Below are 22,606 nucleotides of genomic sequence, written 5' to 3' on the forward strand. Positions count from 1 at the left end.
GGAAAACTGTTTCAGCTGGTGGCCCCCAAGCCCCGTTGGAGGAACATCCCCGCCTACACGGGGAAAACACAGGGGAGGGAGAACGGGCGCGCGGGTTGTTCGGAACATCCCCGCCTACACGGGGAAAACTCAGGCTCATCCGATTCCAACAGGCCCGCCAGCGGAACATCCCCGCCTACACGGGGAAAACTCATCCTCGCCGTGGTAGGCGGGGTCATCGTGCGGAACATCCCCGCCTACACGGGGAAAACCGTCCCAGGTGGTGGGAGTGCCGTTCTCCTGTCGGAACATCCCCGCCTACACGGGGAAAACACCTTTCCTGTGCCGGCCGATACCCCCGAGACCGGAACATCCCCGCCTACACGGGGAAAACACCTGGGCCGTGAGTCTGTTGACCAGGGCGGACGGAACATCCCCGCCTACACGGGGAAAACTGTGTGCGGGCGCGGCGCAGCATGTCCAGGTGCGGAACATCCCCGCCTACACGGGGAAAACGCACCAGCGCTGTTGCCCGCACTGGTGAGCGCCGGAACATCCCCGCCTACACGGGGAAAACTCATCGGCAGCTGCCTGCTCAGCGCGGAAGTTCGGAACATCCCCGCCTACACGGGGAAAACCTCAGGGTTGCCACGTCGCCGGGGCCGATGGGCGGAACATCCCCGCCTACACGGGGAAAACCTCAGTGGATGCAGGACACAGGCCGCAAGCCCCGGAACATCCCCGCCTACACGGGGAAAACGCGGCCCGACGTGACGAAGGGGCGCAGCTTAGCGGAACATCCCCGCCTACACGGGGAAAACGCCCAGTCAGGCAGCTCTGGCGTGTGCAGCGGCGGAACATCCCCGCCTACACGGGGAAAACGCAATAGGGGTCAGCATCGCCACGCGCTCAGGCGGAACATCCCCGCCTACACGGGGAAAACTAGAGGCAGAGCCTCAGCTGTCAACCAAGGGCCGGAACATCCCCGCCTACACGGGGAAAACCGGCCAGTCGTAACCCATCCCCAGTGCGAACGCGGAACATCCCCGCCTACACGGGGAAAACTTGGCTGATCTATTTATCTACCACGCTGGGGAAGGAACATCCCCGCCTACACGGGGAAAACGATCAAGTTGTCAAAACGGGTATGGATGTTCGCGGAACATCCCCGCCTACACGGGGAAAACTATTAGCCTGACGCTGAACATCCCATTTCACACGGAACATCCCCGCCTACACGGGGAAAACACTTCGGAACATCGGCGTTCTCGCTCGAATCCTGGCCGCAGGTCTCTGCCACCAGGGTAGATACAGCTTACATTTTCATGCGCCCCGGCGTGCAGCCCTCCTCAGTGTAGGGCCCGATGTGTCGATAGAGCACAGCGTCACGTTTGGACGCCTACGCCCAGCAAGCTGAAGTCATCGCCAGAGAGGACTGCCTGCGGCCCTTCTCCCCTGATCAGGTGGCGGTTGGACCGTTTTCCGCCCGGCTCCCTAGAGCCCACCCGCGAGCGTACGGCGCGGCTGGTGCCTAGAAGCCTTTGTCATCCATGACCCCAGCCGGGGCCATGTCAGGGGTTGCTATGTCGAAATTCGCTTTCGCTGTCTGCTCTGTCCTCGCTGCGCTCTGTTTAGTCAGTGCCACGTTACCAACTACACCGGGAGTCTCCGGGCCAATGGTCGCCGGAGACGACACCAAGGGAGGCACGCCCGTCGGCTAAGCCAGCCTTTCCAAGAGGAAGCAGGGTGAGAGAAGACCTCACTCTGCTTCTGAGCGTTTTAAGCTGTCAATGTGCAGTCTTCTGCTTTGTCCTGGGCATCCTGGCGGCATTCGCTTCAGGTCCTCATCGCCAGCGGTCCTGAAGCCGGACTCGTCATGACCTTCAGGCAGGCCACCGAGGCCGTGCGGGGGCCAGCCGAGTACGCCGAACTCTTGACGCTCCTGCGGGAGGCCGGCGCTGTCTGGACGCTGGGGCCAGACGCCGTGCGCTGGGAGTGGCGCTGCGCCGCCAATCTACAGGACGGTAGCCGGCAGATAGAAGCGCTGGTGCAGGCCGCCGCCCAGACAGAGCCTCTTCAGCCGTTCATGCAGGCGTACCAGGCCTGGGCACTGGCCAAGCAGGAACGGTTTCAGGAGGCGCAGGCCCTGGCCGAGCAGGCCCTCAGCCAGGAAGCCCAGTTGTTGCCGGCCGAACGCCGCCTGGCTTACCGGACGCTGGCCCGCTCTCTGCTCATGCTGGGGGCCGACAGCAGCTGGGAGGAGGCCGCGAAGGAGGCCCTGCGCGACCTGAAGGGGATGAGCCGCGGCCTGACCCTACTGGACCTGGGCGCGGCGTTAAGTCACCAGGGGAAGGAAGCGCAGGCCATGGGCCTGTTCAGCGAGGCGCTGCCGCTGCTGAGCGGCCACCCGGCCTATCAGGCCTGGACGCTAAACAATATGGGGACGGTGTGCCTGCGCCTGGCCCAACTAGAAGAGGCCGAGACGTTTTACAGCCGTTCCAGTCGGCTGAACACGCCCCACGCCAGCCGGGCGCTCTCAGGGCTGGCGGCGGCGCGGCGGGCTTTTGGCGAGTGGCCGCGCGCCGCGTCGCTCTATGACCAGGCGGCGCGGCTGGCCCGGCGCACAGGCGACGAGGACGACCTGCGCCAAGCCCTGCGGGGGCTGGGCCACACCTGGAGGCTGGCGGGGCAGGTGACCCGCGCGCTGGAGCCTCTGCACGCCGCTGCGGTGGCAGTAGAGGCCGACCGGACCTCCGGTTATTCGTGGGTCCATGTTGACCTGGCGGCGGCCTATAGCAGCTGGCCACCGCACGGCGCAGAGCTGAACGAAACCGTCATCCGCGAGTTCTTATCGCGCACCGGCCCCCTGGGTACAGAAGACCAGGGCCGGGCCACGCTGGTCCAGGCCGAGGGTCTACGCCGAGCAGATCAGCCGGATGCGGCCCGCGATCTGCTGGGCACCCTGCACCAAGGTGGCCTGTGGATTCGGGAAGAGGCGCACGCCTTCCCAGAGTTGTTTGCCTTGCTGCCAGACGCAGAGCGCCCCCAGCCCCTACCCCGCTCGGCGCAGCTGAGGGTGAGCCTCCGGGTACTGGGGGTGCCCGAGGTGCAGGTAGGAGGCCGCGCCGTATCCTTGTCAGCGGCGCCCCTGCTGACGCTGTGCGCGCTGGTTGAGGCGCGCGGCTCGCTGACTGCCGAAGCCCTAGCCGAGGTGGTACGCGACCACATGCCGCGCAGTGCCCGTCAGGCGGGGCAGCGGGTCTCGGCGGCGGTGCGTCAGGTGCGGGCCGCGCTGGGTTGGGAGGGCAGCGTTATCAGCCGGGACCGCGCCTACCATCTGGACCAGAGCGTGCAGTGGACCTCTGACGTGCTGGACGCCCTTAGGAAGGGCCAGACGATAGAGGCCTACTGCACTGGCATTCACCTGCCCTGGGCGACTGAACGTGAACAGCATCTGCGTCAGGGCGACTCAGAAGACTGGCGGTAGGGTGACTTGTGCCTTCCTCAGCGACATGAGGGCGACAGCCGCCCAGTACGCTGCCCAGCATGGATGACCCTGACACCCCAGCCACGCCTCCCACCCCCCAGCGCGCCCGCCGGGAAGCCAAAACCTGGGACAAGGCCAAGCGGCTGGTCCGGCTTCAGGACCTGCTTAAAACCCGGCCGTACAGCACCGCCGAACTGGCCCGGAAGCTGGAGGTGGGGCCGCGCAGCATTCAGCGGGACATGGAAGTGCTGGGCACCATGGACGTAGGCCTGGAGAGGGACGAACGGGGCCACTACTTTATTCACCTGAAAGCAGACCTGCCGCGTCCCGCCGAAACCCTGGCGGCCTACGCGGCGCTGCGGCTGGCACACCATCACGCGCCCGCGCTGGCCAACCATTACCGACACGCCCTGGATTACCTGTCGCGCGCCCTGCCCGACCATATTCGCCACACCCTGAATGCCAGCGTGCGCGACACCGGGGCCGCGCAGTTTGCCGAGCGGCAGATGGAGCAGGTCGCCCTGGCCTGGGTGGACCGGCGCGTGCTGTCCTTTGACTATCAGCGGCCCAATGGCCTACTCGAACGCGGCAACGAGCTGTGCGTGTATTTCATTGAAATCAGCCGCACCAACCTGGCTCCCTACGTGATTGGCCTGGAGCGCCGCCACCGGAACAAGATTCGCACCTTCAAGCTCTCGCGGATGCAGAATCTGCAGCTGCTGCCCGGCAGCTACGACCCCGACCCGAAGTTTGACCCCAGAGACTTCCTGAGCGATGCCTGGGGCGTTATTGGCGGCGCGCAGACCATCAAGGTGCTGGTGCGCTTTGCCCCCGAAGCCGCCTACCGCGTCATAGAAGGCGGCTTTCCGAATGCCCGCGAGGTCAGGCGTGACCGTTTTGTGGACATGGAGTTCAGTGCGGGCACCGACAGCAAGGGCTTTCCTCTGGAACTCATGCCCTTTTTGCTGAGCTGGGGGCCACGCGCCGAAGTGCTGGGGCCGCCGCACGTCCGCGCCCACTGGCTGCAGGAGTTACGCGAAACGCTGCGGCGATACGACACACCAGGCCCCCAAGAGCCTGAGCTGTAACAAAGCGGACTGCGCCCAGAGGCTGTGGAACCCTTTCCTCGCGGGGCTGTGTCCTCCTCGCTTCAGACCAACGGTCCACGCCTACCTGTTCTACGGATTCCGTCTGTTTCGTTTACAAATCGGAACAGAACCGATTTGCAAACTCCACGCCCGGAACCCGTTTTGCTCCTCCTCGCTCCGCTCGGATTTCATCGTTTTGGCAAACGATTCAATCGGAGTCCGTATTACGCCTCAAACACCAGGCCCAATTCCCTGTCCAGCCGAATCCGCAGGCCGCCAACCTCGGCCTGACCATCCCTGAAAGCGACCGGCACCACATCCTGCAGGAGGGGATGCGCCTTCCAGCCTTTGCGGTCTGTCCCCAGAGCCTGACCTGTCTTTTCCCATTCGCGCGCCGCAAAACGCACGAGTTCCCAGCGCGACACGCTCAGGGACCGGCGATAGATCTTCAGGGCGTGGGCCTGGCCAGTTTTGTCCTTTTCCAGCTTCTGAAACTGGGTCCTCAGTGCTTCTGGCTTTTGCCCCTTTGCCGGCAGGGCGGTGGGCACCACCCACCAGGTGCCGTCTTTCTGCTCAACGGGAATAATCCGCACCCCCTGTTCCCCCAGGCGGGTGCGGGGAAAGTCAGCGGTCTCGGCGCCCACGGCAGCGCCGTCGTCATTCACGCTTTCGGTGTCCGGCTCGTCCTGGCGGTGCAGCGGGGTCTGCCAGAAGTCGTCAGGCCGGCCGATGTGGGCGAACATGCCACCCGCCGCCTGGTTGCCCCGCTGGGTGTGCAGGTCTGCGTCGGCGGCCGTCAGTTGGGCGCGCTGCTCGTCGGTCAGGCCGGCAGTCTCAAATTCAGCGCGGTAGACCGTCTGCACCAACTCGTCTAAGTCATCGGGCAGGGTCAGGCTCTGCCCAGGTCGGCGGGTCAGGGCCAGCCACGAACGGTACAGCAGGGCAGGTGCGTAGACCCGGCCCCAGAATTCCTGCTCCAGGCTGCGGTCGGGCCATTCGTTCAGGCCCGCCACATACAGCACGGCGTCCTCATGGCCATGCCGCCGGCCCTGGTTGTGGGCGTGGCGGTGCAGGCGCCCGGCACGTTGCAGCATCAGGTCCATGGGGGCCAGGTCCGTGATCATCACGTCCGCGTCGAAATCTAAACTCTGTTCAGCCACCTGCGTGGCAATCAGAATGAAGCGCTCTGGGCGCACGGACTCCGGCTCCTTGCCCAGGTAACGCAGCACGCGCCCTTCACGGCCCAGCCGCTCATCGGCGGGATAGCGGGCGTGGTACAGCAGCACGCTGACCTCCTGCGGCCCGCGCTGATAACTCTTGGCGCAGGTTCTGGCCGTGATGTTCTGGCGGGCCAGTTCGGCCATCACCGCCTGCTGCACCTGCTGGGCGCGGCCGACAGTGTTCACAATCACCGCGGCGCACCCGCCCCCGGCCGTCAGGTTGACCGCCTGCTGGGCGACCTCGTGGACGGCACTACCCAACGCCTGCACCTGAAGATGCTGCTGCTCGCGGCTGCGGTGCCCGGCTTCGTCTACCGCTGGAATATGGCGGACCTGCACCTTTCCAGCGGCTGGGGCCACCGTGAGGCGCGGATACGGCGCACTGGGGGCCTCCTCTGCCCCCCAGGCGCGCAGCAGGTGACGGCGGCTTTCGTCCGGTAGGGTGGCGCTCATGATGACCACGCTGGACCCCAGGGCGCGCAGCCACGCCACCAGCGCCGCAATCAGCTCAGAGGTATAGGTGTCGTAGGCGTGAACCTCATCCAGCACCACCACCCGGTTGCCCAGCCCCCACAGCCGCACGAACTGGTGCCCGACCCCAAGCACCCCCAGCAGCGCCTGGTCCACCGTGCCCACCCCATATTCGGACAGCAGGGCGCGTTTGCGCTGCGTGAACCATTCCTCGGCGCGCACGCTGGAGTCGCCAGCCCTGCGCCCGTCTTGCTCGGCGGGGTCATTCGCCGCATTGCGCGCGTGTTGCACAGCTGTTTGCGCCACGACAGCCTGAAAATCCTCGCTCAGAAGGGTGCCGCCGTGGGCCAGTTGCAGGTCGGGCGGCGTGGCCCGGCCCTGCGCCTGGAGAAAATCCCGAAACCGCCTGTACATGGCGTTTCCGGTGGCCTGGGTGGGCAGTGCCACATATAGGCCCCGGTGCCTAGCGGCCGCCTGCAGTTGAAGGTGGGCATAGAACGCCGCCTCGGTTTTCCCTTCGCCCATCGGGGCTTCTACCAACACCAGGGCGGGCCCATCCACCTCGGACAGTGCCTGCGCCAGCGCCGACTGCAGGGGCCGGGGCTGAAAATCGGCGCTCAAGTAGGCAAACGCCTCGGGAAGAGAGGGCAAGACTGCCCGTAGGGGCGCAAACACAGGCCAGTGAATCTGCGCCAGCGTGGCCCGCGCCCGCCCCCGCGCCCGCGCAAAATACCCCACTGGATCGTCATAGGCCGAGAAATCCGTTTGGGTCGGTAAGGGAAAGCTGCTGCCCAGCCAATCGGCAAAGCTGGTCAGGCCCGCCAGGCGCATAAAGGCGGCGGGCGAGAGTGAAGGGACAGAGGGAACAGCTTCCCAGGCGGCCCCGGTTCCCAGAGTCACCAGGCGGGCATGTTCCATTCTGACCTGCTCCCACCGCACGTCCCCTGTTTGCGACTCCGGCTGATTCAGCTCCCGCTTGTCAATGCGGAAGCCGTGGTGACAGCCCACCGCGTCTGCCACTGCACGGGCCACCGCGCCGGGCCAGCCCAGCCCCGTCAGGAAACCAGGCAGCAGCGCCTCGGTCACGACCCCGTGCGGCGTGAACGGCTCGCGCAGGTCTGGGGCAAAGAGGAGCGCCGGGTCCACGGCCTCCCGGCCCTCTGGCCACAACACCTGAAAGGCGGGGCTGACTTTCCCCAGGTCGTGCAGGGCAATCAGCGCGTACAGCCAGGGCAGGGCCTGGTCCTCTGGCAGGCCCAGGTCACGCCGGAACAGGTTGCGGGTGTGCGGCGGCTCCAGCTCCAGAATCTCGGCTGCGCAGGCGGCGACATCCAGCAGGTGATTCAGCACCGGCAGCTTGGCCCCCGCCGAGTCGTCAGCGTTCTTTTTTGGACTTTTCGACCAGAGGCTGCGCGCCGCCTGATGCACCGGACTGAGTGAAGTCATAGAAGTAGCGTAGCCCCCGAATGCGTCTATTCATGACGCGGCGAAAGTTGCGCTTTTTGTAGACAAATCTTAAAATCTTGACTACCCTATCTAGGGAGGTGAGGTTTCATTGGTCGGCTGAATGTCCCCTCGATTCGGGCGTTCAAGAGATTCCTGCGGCAACTCGGCTTCGAGCCCCAATCTGGTCTGGGCAAAGGTGACCACGAGGTCTGGGCACATCGGGAGGATAAAACCCGTTACCTGACCCTCGACCCTGGACAAGACCCACCCAAGAAAGGCACGTTCAAGCAGATGCTCCGCACCGCCTTTATCTCAGAAGACTTCTTTCGCTGAGGACCCAGCCAGAGGATTGGGCCACACATCAGGCCCTCTCCTCTGCACATCAGGCGAAAGAATCCTGTAGGCGGGGATGTTCCGGCAGACTGCCATGCGGTAGGGGACTGAACTCTCCCATAAAACCTCACCCTGTCCTGTTGAATCGGCCTTTCATCTAGGTAGGCCATAGATTGAAAACCTCTCTTAATGGGGGATTGAAATGATGTCCCAATATTTGTGCGTTGTCGAACGCGAAGAACACGAGGGGGGCCGCGTCAGTTATGGCGGCTACTGCCTCGACCTGAGCAGCAATGTCATCAGCAAACCCACCCGCGAGGACGTCGTTCAAAGCCTGCGAGAAGGCATGGCGCTCAGTCAGTTGTACTTGCAGGCAAACGGTCTGCCTGTGCCTGCAGCGACCAGCACCGAAGCAGATGTAGAGCGGGAGCAGGACGACGATGAACTGCTCTGGCTGACGCCCGCTGAAACCAACCCCATCAGTCTAGAAATTGGCCGCGCTTTGCAGGCCCGGCACTGGACGCAGTCAGAGTTGGCCCGCCGCATGGGTGTCCACCGCGCGCAGATTTCGCGTCTGACCGACCCGTTCTACTTCGGGCAAAACCTGGGCACCTTGCGCCGCGTGGCCGACGCTTTAGGCGCACGCCTAAATATCCAGCTTGAAGTGAGCTGATAGCATGGATGCTCCTCGCTCAGCGGGGATGACCCACATCGTAGGATTGGGTATGGCGTACCGCCAACGTTTTCCCCGTACAAGGCGGGGATGTTCAAAGACCTCAAGCATCGAAGGACTGGTTAAGGCGAAGCCGCCAACTAGCTCGCGCCTCAGACATTCATACATTATGCTAGCTGTAGCTGGGAGACCACTCCCCTCCGGGTGCCAGCCCGGAGAGGGCGGGAGGGTCTACTAGCAACCTCCGTAGATTGCTGTCATCAGTTTAGCGCCTGAACAGCGTCTCTTTGCTCCTCGCGCTCATAAATGTGGGAGGGTATATGAGCAACGACGATATTAGGCAGGCATTTGCAGCAGCTAGCAGACGTGCACGCCTGAGATGGCCAGCAGATTTAGACGAATTTATACGTTATTTCAGGCAAGAGTTGGAAATCGAGCTGGCCGAAGCATGGGGAAGGCAGAAAGGTTATTGCTAAGCCTTAGTGAGTCTGCCTGACTCCTATTTCTTGCTGGGTGTCATGGCTTTTATAAAGCTGTGACACTTAAGCGACACCCTCTTTGCACACTTCCCCTTGGAGGTGACCTTGGACAGTTTTCCGTTGTTAGACCGGGAATGGATTCCCACTGTGACGCTGGATGGTCAGAGGCGGCTGGTCTCTCTGCGCGAGTCGTTGCTGAACGCCGCGCTGTACCGCCGGATTGACGCTGGGCATCCGCTCCAGACGCCCGCGCTGTACCGCCTGCACCTGGCGATCTTGCACCGGGCGCTAAGAGGCCCCAAGGATGAGGGGCAAGCCGCCGACTGGTATCTGCAAGGGTTCCCCAGGGAACAGCTAGAGACTTACCTGGACGCGCACGCAGCGCGGTTTCATCTGTTTGGGCCGCAGCCTTTCATGCAGGTGGCGGGTCTGGACCCAGCGCACGAGGGGGAAAACTTCCGCAGCCACTGGGCCAGAATCAGCGGTGAGCAGGGCAGCGCCAACACCACTGCGCTGTTCAACGTGGAGGCCCGGCCCGGAGGCAGCCGTTCGGACGCCCTGACGCCTGAGGAAGCGGCCCTGCGCCTGGTCGAGCATCAGACCTTCGCGCTGGGAGGGTTGATTAAGCGTTTCACCACAGCCGCCCGCGCCGCGCCCATCGCCACGGCTGCCCTATTTCTAGCCGAGGGTAGCACCCTGCACCAGACACTGTGCTTAAACCTCGTGCCCTACCGTCAGGCCATGCAGGACCACGACCTGCCGTCCTGGGAGCGCCCACAGCAGACGGTGGCCGGTATCCGCGCGCTTTATGACCCGGAACGGCCAGTGGCTGCCAGAGGCTACGTCAGCCGCTACATGTGGCCCAGCCGCAGCGTCCTGCTGTTGCCCGAAGAGACCCCCGAGGGCCTGGTGGTGCGCACCATCGGCTTTGGAGCGGGTGAACCACTCGAAGGGCTGGGCGAGGGGGCCGGGGCCAACGTGGACCCAATGGTCACGCTGCGCACAGGTGAGCAGCCCTTTCCCTACAAACTGCGCCGCGACCGCCTGCTGTGGCGCGACCTGACGGCGCTGCTGCCCGACCCGGCACAGACGGTCAAAGAAACTAAAGGGAAGGCGAAGCCATTTCCTGGCCGCGCCCCCGAAACTCTGCTGCATGCAGGGGGCGTGATGCGCACGGTGGCCGAACGGGTCAGGGCTTCTGAGGCCACGCGGCCACCTCTCCCCTCTCAAACGGAGGCGGCCCCCGCCTGGGCAGAAGGCACCGCCGATGCCCGCGCCGCTCATCCTGTGATTCCCATGCTGGCCTTCGGACAATTGACGGACCAGGGCAAGGCGTTCGCTATGCGGCAAGAGTCGTATACACTGCCCGAAGCCTTCATTCAGAACCCGGAGAACTTCCGGAATCACATCGGAGACGCACTGGGCGACGCGACGGCCCTGGGCGACACGCTGCGACAGGCTGTGCGGCGCCTGGCCACTGCCCTGCTGGGACGCGGCGGCGAGCGCGAGCCGCACAAAGACGACGTGAGCAAACTTGCTTCTCAGATTCCCGCCGAACTGACGTACTGGGCCGGGTTGGAGGCACCGTTCCGCACCTACCTGCTGGCACTGGACAGCGACCCGGCCGCCGCCCGGCAGGGCTGGCACCACGCCCTGAGCCGCGCGGGCCGGGCCGCCTGGCGCACCGCCGAGGAAGCGGCGGGCCTGAACGCGGTGGGGCTACGGGCTGTGCAGGTAGCCGGGAGGCCGCTGTTTGCTGCCCTGGCTCAGTTCAAGACGGAGGACGCATGACACAGAGACCCACCGACGAACGCCCTGCACGGTTCGTGGCCGAACTGAACAGGCTGGAACGTGGCCCCCGGGCACAACTCCGGCGTGGCCTGGGCGGCGACGAGCGCAGCGTGTACTGGCTCGAAGGGATATACGCCCGCACCGGCTATGACAGGGCGCAGCCTTATGAGAGGGCGGCCCTGCAACTGCTGGCGGGCCTATACGCCCTGCAGCCCAAGACCGACGACGACAGCGACCTCACTGAGGACACGTCCCCAGAACCTCCAGAAAAAGCCGCCAAAGCCAACACCATTGGCCGACTGATGGGCCGCCTGTATCTGGCACAGGACGCGCGGCCCAGCACAGAAAAGCGCTTTCTGGCCCTGCTGGACACCGACCGCGACGGCCTGAACCACCAGTTGCGACAGGCGGTGATGCTGCTCAGTGCAGGCGACCTGACCCCCGACTGGGTGCGTCTGACCGGCGACCTGCTGCACTGGGGCGACAGTGTGCGCCGCCAGTGGGCACAGGACTTTTACCAGGAAACCGCGCCCAAGGCCCCGTCCCGCCAGGACACGGCCGACGACGACAGCACAGGCGACGAACCCTTGACCCGCACGATAGACACCGACGACACCGAGGAAGGTATCTGATGAAAGCACTTCTGGAGCTGCACTACCTGCAAAACTTCGCCCCTAGCAACCTCAACCGCGACGACACCGGCAGCCCCAAGGACGCTTTTTTTGGCGGATCGCGCCGCCTGCGCATCTCCTCGCAGTCGTTCAAGCGGGCCATGCGGCAGGATTTCGCCGCGCGCCAGATTCTGAGTACGGCCGAATTGGGCCAGCGCACCAAGCGGGCGCACGAGGCGATTGCTGGACTCTTAGAGGGGGAAGGCCGCACGCCCGAACAGCGGCTGGCGGCGGCTGAGCTGGCGCTGGGCGGCCTGGGCCTGCCCGTCAAGGACGGCAAGAACCAGTACCTGCTGTTTCTGGGCCGCGACGAATTGCAGCGGGTGGCTGACATCGTGAATGCCAACTGGGCCGAATTTCAGGCGGCGGCCCCGGAACCCGACAGCGGTGACGGCAAAAAGAAAAAAGCCAGCAAAAAGGCCGCCCTCAGCGGCGATCTGGGCAAACAGCTGGCCGGCGCCCTGAACGGCAGCAAGGCAGTGGACGTGGCCCTGTTTGGCCGGATGCTGGCCGACTTGCCTGACAAGAACGCCGACGCGGCGGCGCAGGTGGCTCACCCCATCAGCACCCACGCCCTGCGCGAGCGGCAGTATGACTTTTACACGGCCGTGGACGACCTGAAACCGCAGGACAACGCTGGGGCCGACATGCTGGGGACCGTCGAGTTTGCCAGCGCGACCGTTTACCGCTACGCCTGCCTTGACCTGGCCAAGCTGCTGGAGAACCTGCAGGGTGACCGCGACCTGCTGGCGCGTGGCCTGCGGGCCTTTCTCTATGCCAGCGTCTTTGCGGCCCCCACCGGCAAGCAGAACACCTTCGCCGCCCACAACCTGCCGGGCCTGATGGTGCAGGTCGTCCGGCGGGACACCTCCCCGCGTAACCTCGCCAACGCCTTTGAGCGGGGTGTGCAGGCCGAGCGCGGCGGCGGCTACCTGAAGCCCAGCACCGAGGCCCTGGCTGGAGAAATGCGCTGGCAGAACAGCGTGTTTGGGGACGCCGGCAGCGCCCGCCATATCGCCCGCGAGGGCACCGATGAGGTGTTTGGGCAGCCGATGGAGACCGTAGACGCCCTGATTGACGCGACGGTGGCGGAGGCCATGAGCGCCCTGGAGGCCTGAGCGTGGCGACCCTGCTGCTCCGGCTGGTGGGCCCCATGCAGACGTGGGGCACCCAGAGCAAATTTGATGACCGCGACACCGAAAGGGCCCCCAGCCGAAGCGGGGTGCTGGGGCTGTGCGCCGCCGCCCTGGGGATTGACCGCGCCGCGCCTGTTGATGACCTGGTGGCCCTGGGCTTTGGCGTGCGCGTTGACCGGCCCGGCGGGGTCGGGCGCGACTACCACACCGCGCAGCTGGTCCCCGGCCATCCCAAGACCAAGACCGATGTCACCACCCGCTTTTACCTGGCCGACGCCGCATTCTGGGCCGGCCTGGAAGGTGACCCTGACCTGCTGACCCGCCTGAACGCAGCGCTGAAAAATCCGCACTGGCCGCTCTCGCTGGGCCGCCGGGCGTTTCAGGCCAGCCTGCCCATCTTCACGGAACACGGGCCGCTGGACCTGCCTCTGTGGGAGGCCTTGAGTGAGGCGCCCAGCCTCCGCCGGCCCCCCGCCCAGCCCTGGGAGGACACAGACACCTCTCCCTACACGCTGGTCATGGACCGCGAGGCTGTGCCCGAGTCGCAGCGCGCCAAAGCGTCTCCCTCGCGCTGGCAGGACGTGCCAGCTGGACCGTTTGCCGGGCGGCGTTACGTGTCCCGCGACGTGCTGACGCTGACCGTTCCACTGGACGTGCCCCCCGACCCCTGGGTCAGCCGCGCTGCGCCGCAGGAGGTGGGCTGATGTACCTTTCTCACCTCTTTTTAAGTGAACGCCACCGCCAGGCGGCGGGCGACCTGCGCAGCGCCTATGGCCTGCACCAGACCCTGCGCTGGGGCTTTCCCGGTGCTGGTGAGGCTGGTGTGCCACTGCCGGGCGGCGAGCGCCTGCTGTGGCGCAAAGACACCTGGTCGGAAGATGGCCAGGAACAAGCGTTCATCGTCTGCCAGAGCGTCACCCACCCAGACTGGCAAGCGGTAGAGGACCGCTGGCCGGGGTACTTCCGGCGAGCCCCGGAGGTTAAAGTGCTGGACCTGGGGGGCCTGCGCACTGGCGACCAGCTGCGCTTTCGGCTGCGGGCCAACGTGACCGTCAGCCGTTTCCGCGACGGGCAGGACCGGGAACGCGACCCCCGCACCAAGCGGGAAGCCCTGCGCGGCGCGCGCGAACAGCTGGCGTGGCTGGACCGCCAGGGCGAACGCGGCGGCTTTCGCGTGCTGGGCGCCGACATTGCCCAGAGCGGCAACGTCCGCCTGTACAAGTCGGCCAACCCCAGGCCCCTGACCCTGTTTGCCGTGACCTTTGAAGGCGTGCTGCACGTGGAGGACACCGCACAGCTGGGGCAGACCGTCGGGCACGGTCTCGGCAAAGCAAAGGCGCTGGGCTTTGGGCTGCTGAGCCTGGCGCGGCGGTAAGCCGTGACCGGCGAAGGCAACGCCATCATCTGGAAACGGCAGAACCTGCGCGAGCTGCCCAAGTTCCGTGACGGCACCGGCTACCTGTACCTGGAACACACCCGGCTGGAGCAGGACGGCCGTAGCATCCAGGCGTTTCACCCTGACGGCATGGTGACCATTCCGGTTGCCAGCCTGGGGGTGCTGCTCCTGGGGCCGGGCAGCACCGTCAGCCACAGCGCCATGAAGGCCATGTCCGACACCGGCTGCTCGGTGCTGTGGGTGGGGGAACAGGGGGTGCGCCTGTACGCCAGCGGGGTGGGCGAGGCGCGCGGTTCGGTCCGGTTGCAGCGGCAAGCCCGGCTGTGGGCCCACCCCAAAAGTCACCTGCGCGTCGTGCGGCAGATGTATGCCATGCGCTTCCCGGAGGGGCTCCCCCAGGGCCTGACCCTGCAACAGATTCGGGGCCGTGAGGGCGCGCGGGTGCGGGACGCCTACGCCCGCTACAGCAGGGCGCACGGCGTCAAATGGACGGAGCGCAAATACAACCGGGCCAACTGGGACGACGCGACGCCGATCAACAAGGCCCTGAGCAGCGGCACGTCCTGCCTGTATGGGCTGGCCCACGCGGCCATCCTCAGCTGCGGGTACAGTCCGGGCCTGGGGTTTATTCACACGGGCAAGCAGCTGAGTTTCGTGTATGACGTGGCCGACCTGTACAAGCTGGAGGTGGTCTTGCCCACCGCCTTCCGCGAGGCGGCGCGCGGCCCAGACGAGCTTGACCGCCGGGTGCGCCAGGGCCTACGGGACCACATGACGAACCTGCGGCTCTTGGAGCGGATGGCCAACGACCTCCTGACCCTGCTGGACGACCACCACGAGGAGGACGGCGATGACGACGATGTGGGCGACTTGTGGGACCCCGACGGCGACGTGGCTGGCGGGGTGAATCATGCTGGTGATGACGCTTGAAAAGGTGCCCCCCAGCCTGCGCGGCGAGCTGACCCGCTGGCTGATAGAGGTGCAAACGGGCGTCTACGTGGGGCGGGTCAGCGCCACGGTGCGCGACCTGCTGTGGGACAAGGTGGTACAGCACGCCCGCGCGGGCCGCTGCACGCAGGTGTACCGCACCAACACCGAGCAGGGCTTTGCCATCCGCATGCACGGCGAGCAGCACCGCACGCTGCTGGACCTAGAAGGTTACGCGCTGGTGGCTGTGCGCGACGCCCGCCACGCAGAATTGATGCGGGACTATCAACCTCCCGAGGAACTTGAAACTTTGTGACTTGAAAAGCACGAGGTGTAAGGCCCTTGGTAGTGGTGAGGGGCGGCCGGTACCGTTATCCCAAAGTGTTTTCCCCGTGTGGGCGGGGATGTTCCGGAGGCAGCCAGGACAGGCGCACCAGGGCGGAGGTTTTCCCCGTGTGGGCGGGGATGTTCCATCTTCGTTCAAGACGCGTTCCGTGTAGGCCAGGTTTTCCCCGTGTGGGCGGGGATGTTCCGCCATCGCTGGATTTGCCACCCTGACCACCAGCGTTTTCCCCGTGTGGGCGGGGATGTTCCGTGAAGGACGCGGCCCAGCAGAACCCAGCCGCGGTTTTCCCCGTGTGGGCGGGGATGTTCCGCGCGTGCGGCGGATTCTGCGTCGTACACGCTAGTTTTCCCCGTGTGGGCGGGGATGTTCCGCTGGGGAACGTCTCGCGGTACAGCTTGCGCTCGTTTTCCCCGTGTGGGCGGGGATGTTCCGACCGTTCCGGGTGGCTATTACGCCACCCAATTGTTTTCCCCGTGTGGGCGGGGATGTTCCGGCCAGCCAGAAAGAGAAGCGGGATCCGAAGGAGTTTTCCCCGTGTGGGCGGGGATGTTCCTACATCATCACTACTTCCATGTCCCAGCAAAACGTTTTCCCCGTGTGGGCGGGGATGTTCCGCTGTGAATTTATAACCATTTTCAGCTAAAAATGTTTTCCCCGTGTGGGCGGGGATGTTCCGATTCCCGCGCTGTGGACGCACAGTTGCGGGGTGTTTTCCCCGTGTGGGCGGGGATGTTCCGTCAAGACCGAGCAGCTGCCTGTGCAGGTCGGTGTTTTCCCCGTGTGGGCGGGGATGTTCCGCAGTTGGGTGGACCCGGCAGTGGCTGGTGCTGGTTTTCCCCGTGTGGGCGGGGATGTTCCGCGTTTGCGAAGTTCAGTTCGGGCGACATCCTGGTTTTCCCCGTGTGGGCGGGGATGTTCCGTGGTATGAGCGCCTGGGCTGGGCGCTGTTCGGGTTTTCCCCGTGTGGGCGGGGATGTTCCGAGGACATCGACCCGGAAGTGATGCAGGAAATCGTTTTCCCCGTGTGGGCGGGGATGTTCCGGTCATGACGCCACCTTCGCCGCCGACTGGGGCGTTTTCCCCGTGTGGGCGGGGATGTTCCGGCGCAGACCGAACCCCGCGCCCCTGACCCCGCGTTTTCCCCGTGTGGGCGGGGATGTTCCTAAGGGCTAATATCTTAACAATGGCCGACTCTGGTTTTCCCCGTGTGGGCGGGGATGTTCCTACACCAGGCCTTCTTCTCTTTGCCGGTGGCACGTTTTCCCCGTGTGGGCGGGGATGTTCCGTTCACGCATGACCCAGCTCATTTTCAGATAGAGTTTTCCCCGTGTGGGCGGGGATGTTCCGCACATTGTCGCCATGCTGCGGGCGCATGGCCCGTTTTCCCCGTGTGGGCGGTGATGTTCCGTGATCAGTGTGGACTCAGAGAAGGGCGGTGTCGTTTTCCCCGTGTGGGCGGAGATGTTACGCAGACGGGCAAAATTTCGCTCGCGCCTCAATTGTTTTCCCCCTATGGGCAGGAATGTTGCGAGGGCGCACGTTTGCTAGCAGGTGCGCAGGAGGTTTTCCCTGTGTGGACGGGGATGTTCCGCCCTACGTGTCCTCCACCGGCCCGGAGGACACTGCGCCTCAGCCCCTGACCGGGCAGACCCGCGCTTGACTTCGCAAGCATCAAGATGGCTTGGCGCTCCCCCAGTCATCAACAAAGCCCTCATCATTCGCGTCTTCCTTTCAGCCCCTCGGCGCGGGATGATGCGGGCGTTCGCCGGCTTCTCTATTCTCCCCTATCCCGGAGGTTTTCTATGGTTCGCCCCGCTCCATCCCTTCTGGTCCTCACGGGCCTGCTGACCCTGCTAACAACCCCCGCTGCGGCCCAGGAAGAACCCACTGCGCCCATCAAAACCAGCATCAAGACCTGCGGCGCCTACACCCTCAAACTCAGTGAGAACGGCTTTGACGACCCCGCCGACCGCGTGAGCATCACCCGGGGCGGCGTCACCTCCGCCACCATCAGCGACACGGCCGTGGACGTGAACTGGTGCCGTGACGTGACCGGCGACGGCGTGCCGGAAGTGCTGCTGTCCGGCTTTTCGGGCGGCGCGCACTGCTGCTTTACCCACACCCTGTATTCGCTGACCACGCCGCCGCGCAAGCTGCTGACCTACTTCGGTGCCCACAGTGACGGCCTGGACGCCCGCCAGCTGGACGGCAAGGGCCCGCTGGAACTGGTGGGGTCCGACTGGCGCTTTGCTTACGCCTACGGCCTCAGCTTTGCCGAGAGCATTCCGTTGCCGGTGGTGTTCTCGTATGTGAATGGGCAATACGTGGACAACACGCGCTCCTTTCCGGGATTCCTGCGCGGCTTTACGGGGCCGGCCAGCACGGTCAATGACAAGTCCAGCGGGGGCGATGTGCTGGCCAACTACGCCACGCTGGTCGCCATCGGGCAGCCGGGCGAGGCGCAGGGCTACGTGCAAAAGCTGCCCGCCCGCTTCCGGGCCTGGCTGACCAACTACGGCCCGGACATCCGCCAGGTCATGAACGATTACGGCATGACCGACTGGCCGGTGCGCGCGGGCGTGCCGTTCAGCGCCGCGCGCCTGGGGCTGGGGGGTGCGTTCACGGCGCCGGGCAAGCGTGAATATCTGGGGTTGGTGGCGCAGGGCAATGCGGCCACGCTGCGCCTGTACCGCCCACAGGGCGCGGAGATTGTGGCCGGACCAGCCCTGCTGAGCGGGCCCATTCGCAGCCAGGCAGACGGCTACCTGGACACCGCCTGGTTTCCGCTGACCACCGTGCGCCGGGCCTCAGGCCGCGACGACGCGCTGGTGTTCGACGAGCGCAGCGGCAGCGCCCGCTACCTGGCCTACCGGGTGTCAGCGGGTGCCGTCACCGAACTGAAAGACGACGCGCTGGCGGTGACTGCCCGGCTGCTGGGCGACCTGAGTAACGTGGCCAAGCAGGTGGCCTCACAGTACCGGGACGTGCGGCGCACCCCCGCGCAGGTGGCCGAGGTGCAGCGCCGGATTGACGCCGCCGCCGCGCGCGCCCAGCCGTGGCTGAAGCTGACGAACGCCGACCTGCCCCCGGCGCGCACGCTGGGCAACTTCGGCTTTGACAGTCTGGAACTCAGCCAGGACAGCGCCGCGCAGGCCCGCGCCGTTCTGCCGGTCAGCCTGGGCTTTACCAACGAGACCACCGACAGCGAATACATTGACGGCGAGCGGTACACCATGACCATCAACCTCACGCGCGGCGCGCAGGGCTGGGCCGTCAAGGACTGGACGCTGGCCGCGCGCGAGGGCGAACTGTACCCAGACGGGCCGTGACCGGAGGGCTGGCCGGGCTGCTGGCGCTGGACGCCCAGTTGCGCGCGGCCCTGCAGGCCGAAGGCGGCTTCTCGCATGTGGCCGCCTACGGCAGTGTCCCGCAGGGTCAGGCGGACGCCCACAGCGACCTGGAGTACTGGGCGTTCCTGGCACCCGGCGCCGCCGTCGAGGCGCAGGACTGGCTGAGCACGCAGCTGGACGTGCAGCACTTTGTGGTCAACGAGTTCGGCACGCCCACGGCACTGCTGCCGGGTCTGCGGCGGGTGGAACTGCATGTCGTGTCCGCCGCACGTCTGCCTGAAGTCGAGGACTGGACGCCCCAGCATGTTCGGCCCACACAGATGCTGGTCAAGGATGAGGACGGGCGCCTGGCCCGGCATCTGGCGGTGCTGGCGGGGCGCACCGTTCAGCCTGCCGACGACGCTGGGCTCATCCTTGACCAGCTGCTGAACTGGCTGGCTTTTGGGCTGAACGTGCTGGCGCGCGGTGAACGCGTGCGCGCCCATGAGCTGCTGGGCTGGGTTCAGGGCGGCCTGCTGCGTCTGGCCCGCTTGCAGGAGAAGAGAACCGACCACTGGCCCAACCCCTCACGCCGCGCCGAACAGGAACTGAGCGTGGCGAGTCTGACGCGCTACGCGGGCATCACGGCGGGCCTGCCTGACCTGGAAAGGGCTTACGCCGGCGCCGTCACCTGGACACTGGACCTGGCCAGCGAGTTGCGGCTGACCGTACCCCCAGCCCTGGCCCGCGACCTGCGGGAACGCACCCCGGCAACCCCGCGTACCTGAAGGCATGAAATGGCCCCTCATCCATTTGCTGCTTAATCTGCTGACCCTGCGGACCAAGCTGCGCGCGGTGCGTGAACACTGGCGGGCGCAGCGGCGTTGGGCCCGCGGCGGCGCGGCGGCTGACTTTCACTTCACGCCTGGCCAGGACGCGGGCAGCGGCGCAGGTGGGGACGCGGGGCACTTCTGAGTCTGCTGCTCCCCGGTACTCCCCGGCTGGGGCTGGGGTTGGCGGCGCTGGGACGCCCCGGCTACCTCAACCTGGGGCACGGCGCCGACCTGCCCCACAAAAACGTGGAGGGCCTGAAGGCGCAGACCTGGGCGGTGCTGGACACGGCCTGGGCGGCGGGCCTGCGGTACTTTGACGCCGCGCGCAGTTATGGCCGCGCCGAAGCTTTTCTGGGCGAGTGGCAGCGCGAGCGGGGGCACACCGGCGCCGTGCTGGGCAGTAAGTGGGGCTACACCTATGTGGCCGACTGGCAGGTGGCCGCCCAGACACACGAGGTCAAGACCCACGATCTCGCCACGCTGGACCGGCAGTGGCCCGAGACCTGTTCGGCGCTGGGGCGCGCCCCGGCGGTCTACCTGATTCATTCCGCCACGCTGGAGTCGGGGGTGCTGGACAACGCCGAGGTGCTGGCGCGGCTGTCGGACCTGGCCGCCCAGGGCGTGCGGGTGGGCCTGTCCACCAGCGGCCCTGGCCAGGCCGAGACACTGCGCCGGGCGCTGGCCGTGCGGGTAGGCGGCGTGTGTCCCTTTTCGGCGGTGCAGGCCACCTGGAATCTGCTGGAGCCGTCAGCGGGCGCAGCCCTTGGCGAGGCTCACGCAGCCGGCTGGACCGTCGTGGTGAAAGAGGCCGTGGCCAACGGCCGCCTGAGCGCGCGCGGCCTGACCGGCCAGGCCGACGTGCCCCCAGTGCTGGCTGACGCGGCCCGGACGGTGGGCGTGACCCCAGATGCAGTGGCGCTGGCTGCGGCCCTGGCCCAGCCCTGGGCGGATGTGGTCCTGAGTGGCGCCAGCACCCCCGAACAACTGCGCCAGAATCTGGTGGCCCTGACGCTGGATGCCAGCCCCGCACCTCTGCTGCGGGCGCTGACCCAGGACGCCTCTACCTATTGGGCCACCCGCTCAGGCCTGCCCTGGTCATAAGGAACGTGGGCGGCAGGAGCAGGCTTTGCCGCCTCTAGCAGTGGTTCAGTTGACCCCGAGCCTTTGCCTCACCAGCTGGGCGCCCGCTGAACAGCCCCATCAGCGAGCAGACCCACCCCACCAGTTCCAGCAGCAGCCCACTCCGGCCGGCTGCCCTCATCAGCGGCAGAATCTCGCTGACTGAGCGGCCCTGCGGCGGCGCCCACAGGAGCAGCCAGACACTCACAGCGGCTGCCAGTTCCATTGAGGGCCCAACAACTCCCCTCAACTCCGCTAAGTTCCGCTGTGAGGACGGTTCCGGCCACCCGCACGCCCCCAGCAGCACAGAGGCCAGCACCACCCAGCGCAGGGCGAGACGGGCATGTAAGCGCAGCCCTGCCAACCCCAAGCCGACGCCCATCACCGCCAGCAGAGGCAGTTGGATCAGCAGCGGCCACAGGGCGGCAGAAGCAACGTCCATAGCCCCCAGCCTGACTGGTCCGGACAGTGCGAGGCGTGTATGTAAATGAACTGAGCGTGGCCCAGAGGCGCGCCCGCTTACACTGCGCGCATGCTCATGAATAGCCTGCTGGCATTCTTGCCCATCAGCCTGCTGCTGAATTACGTGGTTCATGCGCCGCCGCTGTGGGTGTTTGTCACGGCGGTGCTGGCCATCGTGCCGCTGGCCGACTGGCTGCGCAAAGCCACCGAACACGTCGCAGTCCACGCCGGGCCCACCATCGGTGGCCTGCTGAACGTGACTTTCGGCAATATGGCCGAGCTGATCATCGCCATTTTTATTCTGCTGGACGGCAATACCCAGGTGGTCAAGGCGCAGATTACGGGCTCGATTATCGGCAACGCGCTGCTGGGGCTGGGGCTGGCAATTGTGGCGGCCGGGTTTGTCCGGGGCGGCACACGACAGAAATTCAACGCGGCCAACGCCGGGCAGCTCAGCGCTATGCTGTTTCTCACGGTCATCATGCTCACCCTGCCGGCCATCTTTGACTACACCGAGCAGTTGCCCGCCTTCGCGGCCGGCACCGAGGCGCGCGCCAACCTAGACGAGCGCCTGAGCATCGGGGTCGCGATTCTGCTGATCGTGGTCTACCTGCTGAATCTGGTCTACACCCTGGTGACGCACAAGGACGTGTTTGCCATCAGCGAGGAAGCTGGGCACGGGCACGGCCCTGAAAAACCCTGGCCGCTGGCCACGGCGCTGGGGGTGCTGCTGGGCGGCACAGCCCTGATTGCCCTGGAATCCGAACTGCTGTCAGGCGCCCTGGAAGCCACCGCCAGCCAGCTGGGCCTGAGCGAGTTCTTCCTGGGCATCATCGTGCTGGCGGTGGTGGGCAACTTTGCCGAGTACATTGCCGCCGTGTACTTTGCCCGCCGGGGCCAGATGGACCTGGCCGTCAACATCGGCCTGGGGGCCACCATTCAGGTGGCGCTGCTGACGGCCCCGCTGCTGGTGATTATCGGGGCGCTGCTGGGCCATCCCATGAATCTGGTGTTCAGCTCGCCGCTGGAACTGATTGCGATTATTGCCGTGGCGCTGATCGTCACCAGCGTAACCAAGGACGGCGAAACCACCTGGTTTGAAGGCGTGCTGCTGCTGGCGGTGTACCTGGCGCTGGCCCTGGCTTTTTTCTTTGTCACACCGGGCGAGGCCGCACCCGAAGGCGCCGCGCGGCTCTGGTCAGCGCTGCTGGGTTAGGTCAGGCACAGACCAACGGCTCTCTCTCCCGCTGATAAGGATTCCGATTGAACCGAGCAGAATGCCGGGGGGAATCTGAGCGGACTTGGAAAGCGGCGCAGAAGAGCGAGAAGATATACGGGTTTCGCGAATATGGACGCGCAGACGGTGCCTGTCTTTAGATGTGCTGCACGGAATCCGTATGAAGCGTCCTCAAGACCAGTC

The 22,606-nt window shown here is 65.7% G+C and carries 19 protein-coding genes and 2 CRISPR repeat arrays (1 of these 21 only partly in view); of the genes, 17 read left to right on the forward strand and 2 right to left on the reverse strand.

The genetic code is table 11. From position 1 onward, the window contains the following. Nucleotides 1-1,227: a CRISPR direct-repeat array (repeat unit 29 nt; unit sequence CGGAACATCCCCGCCTACACGGGGAAAAC); it begins 7,592 nt to the left of the window's first position. A gap of 628 nt (nucleotides 1,228-1,855) precedes the next feature. Further along, a complete protein-coding gene (locus K7W42_RS13595; RefSeq protein ID WP_224575342.1) occupies nucleotides 1,856-3,466 on the forward strand; it encodes a tetratricopeptide repeat protein in 1,611 nt (536 codons plus the stop codon). Nucleotides 3,467-3,525: 59 nt separating this feature from the next. Further along, nucleotides 3,526-4,554, forward strand: coding sequence for a helix-turn-helix transcriptional regulator (locus K7W42_RS13600; RefSeq protein ID WP_224575344.1), 1,029 nt, complete (start codon nucleotides 3,526-3,528; stop codon nucleotides 4,552-4,554). A 224-nt stretch (nucleotides 4,555-4,778) separates the two neighbouring features. Here K7W42_RS13600 and cas3 read toward each other — a convergent pair whose 3' ends face one another. Further along, entirely contained in the window at nucleotides 4,779-7,691 is a 2,913-nt protein-coding gene (cas3, locus tag K7W42_RS13605; protein WP_224575346.1) for a CRISPR-associated helicase Cas3', read from the reverse strand. Between the two features lie 132 nt (nucleotides 7,692-7,823). Between cas3 and K7W42_RS23290 the strand changes: the two genes are divergently transcribed. From K7W42_RS23290 to K7W42_RS13675, 14 genes are all read left to right on the forward strand, one after another. Next, nucleotides 7,824-8,024, forward strand: coding sequence for a type II toxin-antitoxin system HicA family toxin (locus tag K7W42_RS23290; RefSeq protein ID WP_369411361.1), 201 nt, complete (start codon nucleotides 7,824-7,826; stop codon nucleotides 8,022-8,024). A 217-nt stretch (nucleotides 8,025-8,241) separates the two neighbouring features. Beyond that, entirely contained in the window at nucleotides 8,242-8,697 is a 456-nt protein-coding gene (locus K7W42_RS13615; protein WP_224575348.1) for a helix-turn-helix domain-containing protein, read from the forward strand. Between the two features lie 320 nt (nucleotides 8,698-9,017). Further along, nucleotides 9,018-9,173: a hypothetical protein gene (locus K7W42_RS13620; protein WP_224575349.1), complete on the forward strand. Its 156-nt coding sequence runs from the start codon at nucleotides 9,018-9,020 to the stop codon at nucleotides 9,171-9,173. A 108-nt stretch (nucleotides 9,174-9,281) separates the two neighbouring features. Continuing rightward, entirely contained in the window at nucleotides 9,282-10,967 is a 1,686-nt protein-coding gene (gene casA, locus K7W42_RS13625) for a type I-E CRISPR-associated protein Cse1/CasA (RefSeq protein ID WP_224575350.1), read from the forward strand. Then, complete coding sequence (gene casB / locus K7W42_RS13630; RefSeq protein WP_224575351.1) at nucleotides 10,964-11,599, forward strand: type I-E CRISPR-associated protein Cse2/CasB; 636 nt, start codon at nucleotides 10,964-10,966, stop codon at nucleotides 11,597-11,599. The genes casA and casB overlap by 4 nt, the downstream gene beginning before the upstream one ends. After that, nucleotides 11,599-12,756, forward strand: a complete 1,158-nt coding sequence (gene cas7e, locus K7W42_RS13635) for a type I-E CRISPR-associated protein Cas7/Cse4/CasC (protein ID WP_224575352.1) — start codon at nucleotides 11,599-11,601, stop codon at nucleotides 12,754-12,756. Before casB ends, cas7e begins: the two co-directional genes overlap by 1 nt. 2 nt (nucleotides 12,757-12,758) lie before the next feature. After that, nucleotides 12,759-13,478, forward strand: a complete 720-nt coding sequence (cas5e, locus tag K7W42_RS13640) for a type I-E CRISPR-associated protein Cas5/CasD (RefSeq protein WP_224575353.1) — start codon at nucleotides 12,759-12,761, stop codon at nucleotides 13,476-13,478. Next, nucleotides 13,478-14,149 carry a type I-E CRISPR-associated protein Cas6/Cse3/CasE gene (gene cas6e / locus K7W42_RS13645; RefSeq protein WP_224575354.1) on the forward strand — a complete coding sequence of 224 codons (672 nt, stop codon included), beginning with the start codon at nucleotides 13,478-13,480 and terminating at the stop codon, nucleotides 14,147-14,149. The genes cas5e and cas6e overlap by 1 nt, the downstream gene beginning before the upstream one ends. Before the next feature lie 3 nt (nucleotides 14,150-14,152). Further along, nucleotides 14,153-15,100, forward strand: coding sequence for a type I-E CRISPR-associated endonuclease Cas1e (gene cas1e / locus K7W42_RS13650; protein ID WP_224575355.1), 948 nt, complete (start codon nucleotides 14,153-14,155; stop codon nucleotides 15,098-15,100). Continuing rightward, complete coding sequence (cas2e, locus tag K7W42_RS13655; protein WP_224575356.1) at nucleotides 15,090-15,413, forward strand: type I-E CRISPR-associated endoribonuclease Cas2e; 324 nt, start codon at nucleotides 15,090-15,092, stop codon at nucleotides 15,411-15,413. The genes cas1e and cas2e overlap by 11 nt, the downstream gene beginning before the upstream one ends. Before the next feature lie 67 nt (nucleotides 15,414-15,480). Next, nucleotides 15,481-17,034: a CRISPR direct-repeat array (repeat unit 29 nt; unit sequence GTTTTCCCCGTGTGGGCGGGGATGTTCCG). Nucleotides 17,035-17,245: 211 nt separating this feature from the next. After that, nucleotides 17,246-18,772, forward strand: coding sequence for a hypothetical protein (locus tag K7W42_RS13660; protein ID WP_224575357.1), 1,527 nt, complete (start codon nucleotides 17,246-17,248; stop codon nucleotides 18,770-18,772). Next, complete coding sequence (locus K7W42_RS13665) at nucleotides 18,769-19,560, forward strand: hypothetical protein (protein WP_224575358.1); 792 nt, start codon at nucleotides 18,769-18,771, stop codon at nucleotides 19,558-19,560. Before K7W42_RS13660 ends, K7W42_RS13665 begins: the two co-directional genes overlap by 4 nt. A gap of 4 nt (nucleotides 19,561-19,564) precedes the next feature. Further along, nucleotides 19,565-19,747 carry a hypothetical protein gene (locus K7W42_RS13670; protein ID WP_224575359.1) on the forward strand — a complete coding sequence of 61 codons (183 nt, stop codon included), beginning with the start codon at nucleotides 19,565-19,567 and terminating at the stop codon, nucleotides 19,745-19,747. Between the two features lie 38 nt (nucleotides 19,748-19,785). Beyond that, a complete protein-coding gene (locus tag K7W42_RS13675) occupies nucleotides 19,786-20,706 on the forward strand; it encodes an aldo/keto reductase (RefSeq protein ID WP_224575361.1) in 921 nt (306 codons plus the stop codon). A gap of 34 nt (nucleotides 20,707-20,740) precedes the next feature. Here the strand turns inward: K7W42_RS13675 and K7W42_RS13680 are convergent, their stop codons facing one another. Then, complete coding sequence (locus K7W42_RS13680) at nucleotides 20,741-21,166, reverse strand: hypothetical protein (RefSeq protein WP_224575362.1); 426 nt, start codon at nucleotides 21,164-21,166, stop codon at nucleotides 20,741-20,743. Nucleotides 21,167-21,256: 90 nt separating this feature from the next. Here K7W42_RS13680 and cax point away from each other — a divergent pair, with 90 nt between their 5' ends. Then, the gene (cax, locus tag K7W42_RS13685; RefSeq protein WP_224575364.1) at nucleotides 21,257-22,402 is read left to right on the forward strand and encodes a calcium/proton exchanger; all 1,146 of its coding nucleotides are present in this window, start codon (nucleotides 21,257-21,259) and stop codon (nucleotides 22,400-22,402) included. The last annotated feature ends 204 nt before the right edge of the window (nucleotides 22,403-22,606 follow it).

The sequence above is a fragment of the Deinococcus betulae genome (assembly GCF_020166395.1).
Classification (GTDB): Bacteria; Deinococcota; Deinococci; order Deinococcales; family Deinococcaceae; genus Deinococcus; species Deinococcus betulae.

Bases quoted from the DNA above. Each gene is read 5' to 3' on its own strand.
- K7W42_RS13595 (WP_224575342.1), top strand. From the start codon at position 1,856: ATGACCTTCAGGCAGGCCACCGAGGCCGTGCGGGGGCCAGCCGAGTAC.
- casB (WP_224575351.1), top strand. From the start codon at position 10,964: ATGACACAGAGACCCACCGACGAACGCCCTGCACGGTTCGTGGCCGAA.
- K7W42_RS13680 (WP_224575362.1), bottom strand. From the start codon at position 21,166: ATGGACGTTGCTTCTGCCGCCCTGTGGCCGCTGCTGATCCAACTGCCT.
- K7W42_RS13620 (WP_224575349.1), top strand. From the start codon at position 9,018: ATGAGCAACGACGATATTAGGCAGGCATTTGCAGCAGCTAGCAGACGT.
- cas6e (WP_224575354.1), top strand. From the start codon at position 13,478: ATGTACCTTTCTCACCTCTTTTTAAGTGAACGCCACCGCCAGGCGGCG.
- cax (WP_224575364.1), top strand. From the start codon at position 21,257: ATGCTCATGAATAGCCTGCTGGCATTCTTGCCCATCAGCCTGCTGCTG.
- cas7e (WP_224575352.1), top strand. From the start codon at position 11,599: ATGAAAGCACTTCTGGAGCTGCACTACCTGCAAAACTTCGCCCCTAGC.
- K7W42_RS13660 (WP_224575357.1), top strand. From the start codon at position 17,246: ATGGTTCGCCCCGCTCCATCCCTTCTGGTCCTCACGGGCCTGCTGACC.
- K7W42_RS13600 (WP_224575344.1), top strand. From the start codon at position 3,526: ATGGATGACCCTGACACCCCAGCCACGCCTCCCACCCCCCAGCGCGCC.
- cas2e (WP_224575356.1), top strand. From the start codon at position 15,090: ATGACGCTTGAAAAGGTGCCCCCCAGCCTGCGCGGCGAGCTGACCCGC.
- K7W42_RS13670 (WP_224575359.1), top strand. From the start codon at position 19,565: ATGAAATGGCCCCTCATCCATTTGCTGCTTAATCTGCTGACCCTGCGG.
- cas3 (WP_224575346.1), bottom strand. From the start codon at position 7,691: ATGACTTCACTCAGTCCGGTGCATCAGGCGGCGCGCAGCCTCTGGTCG.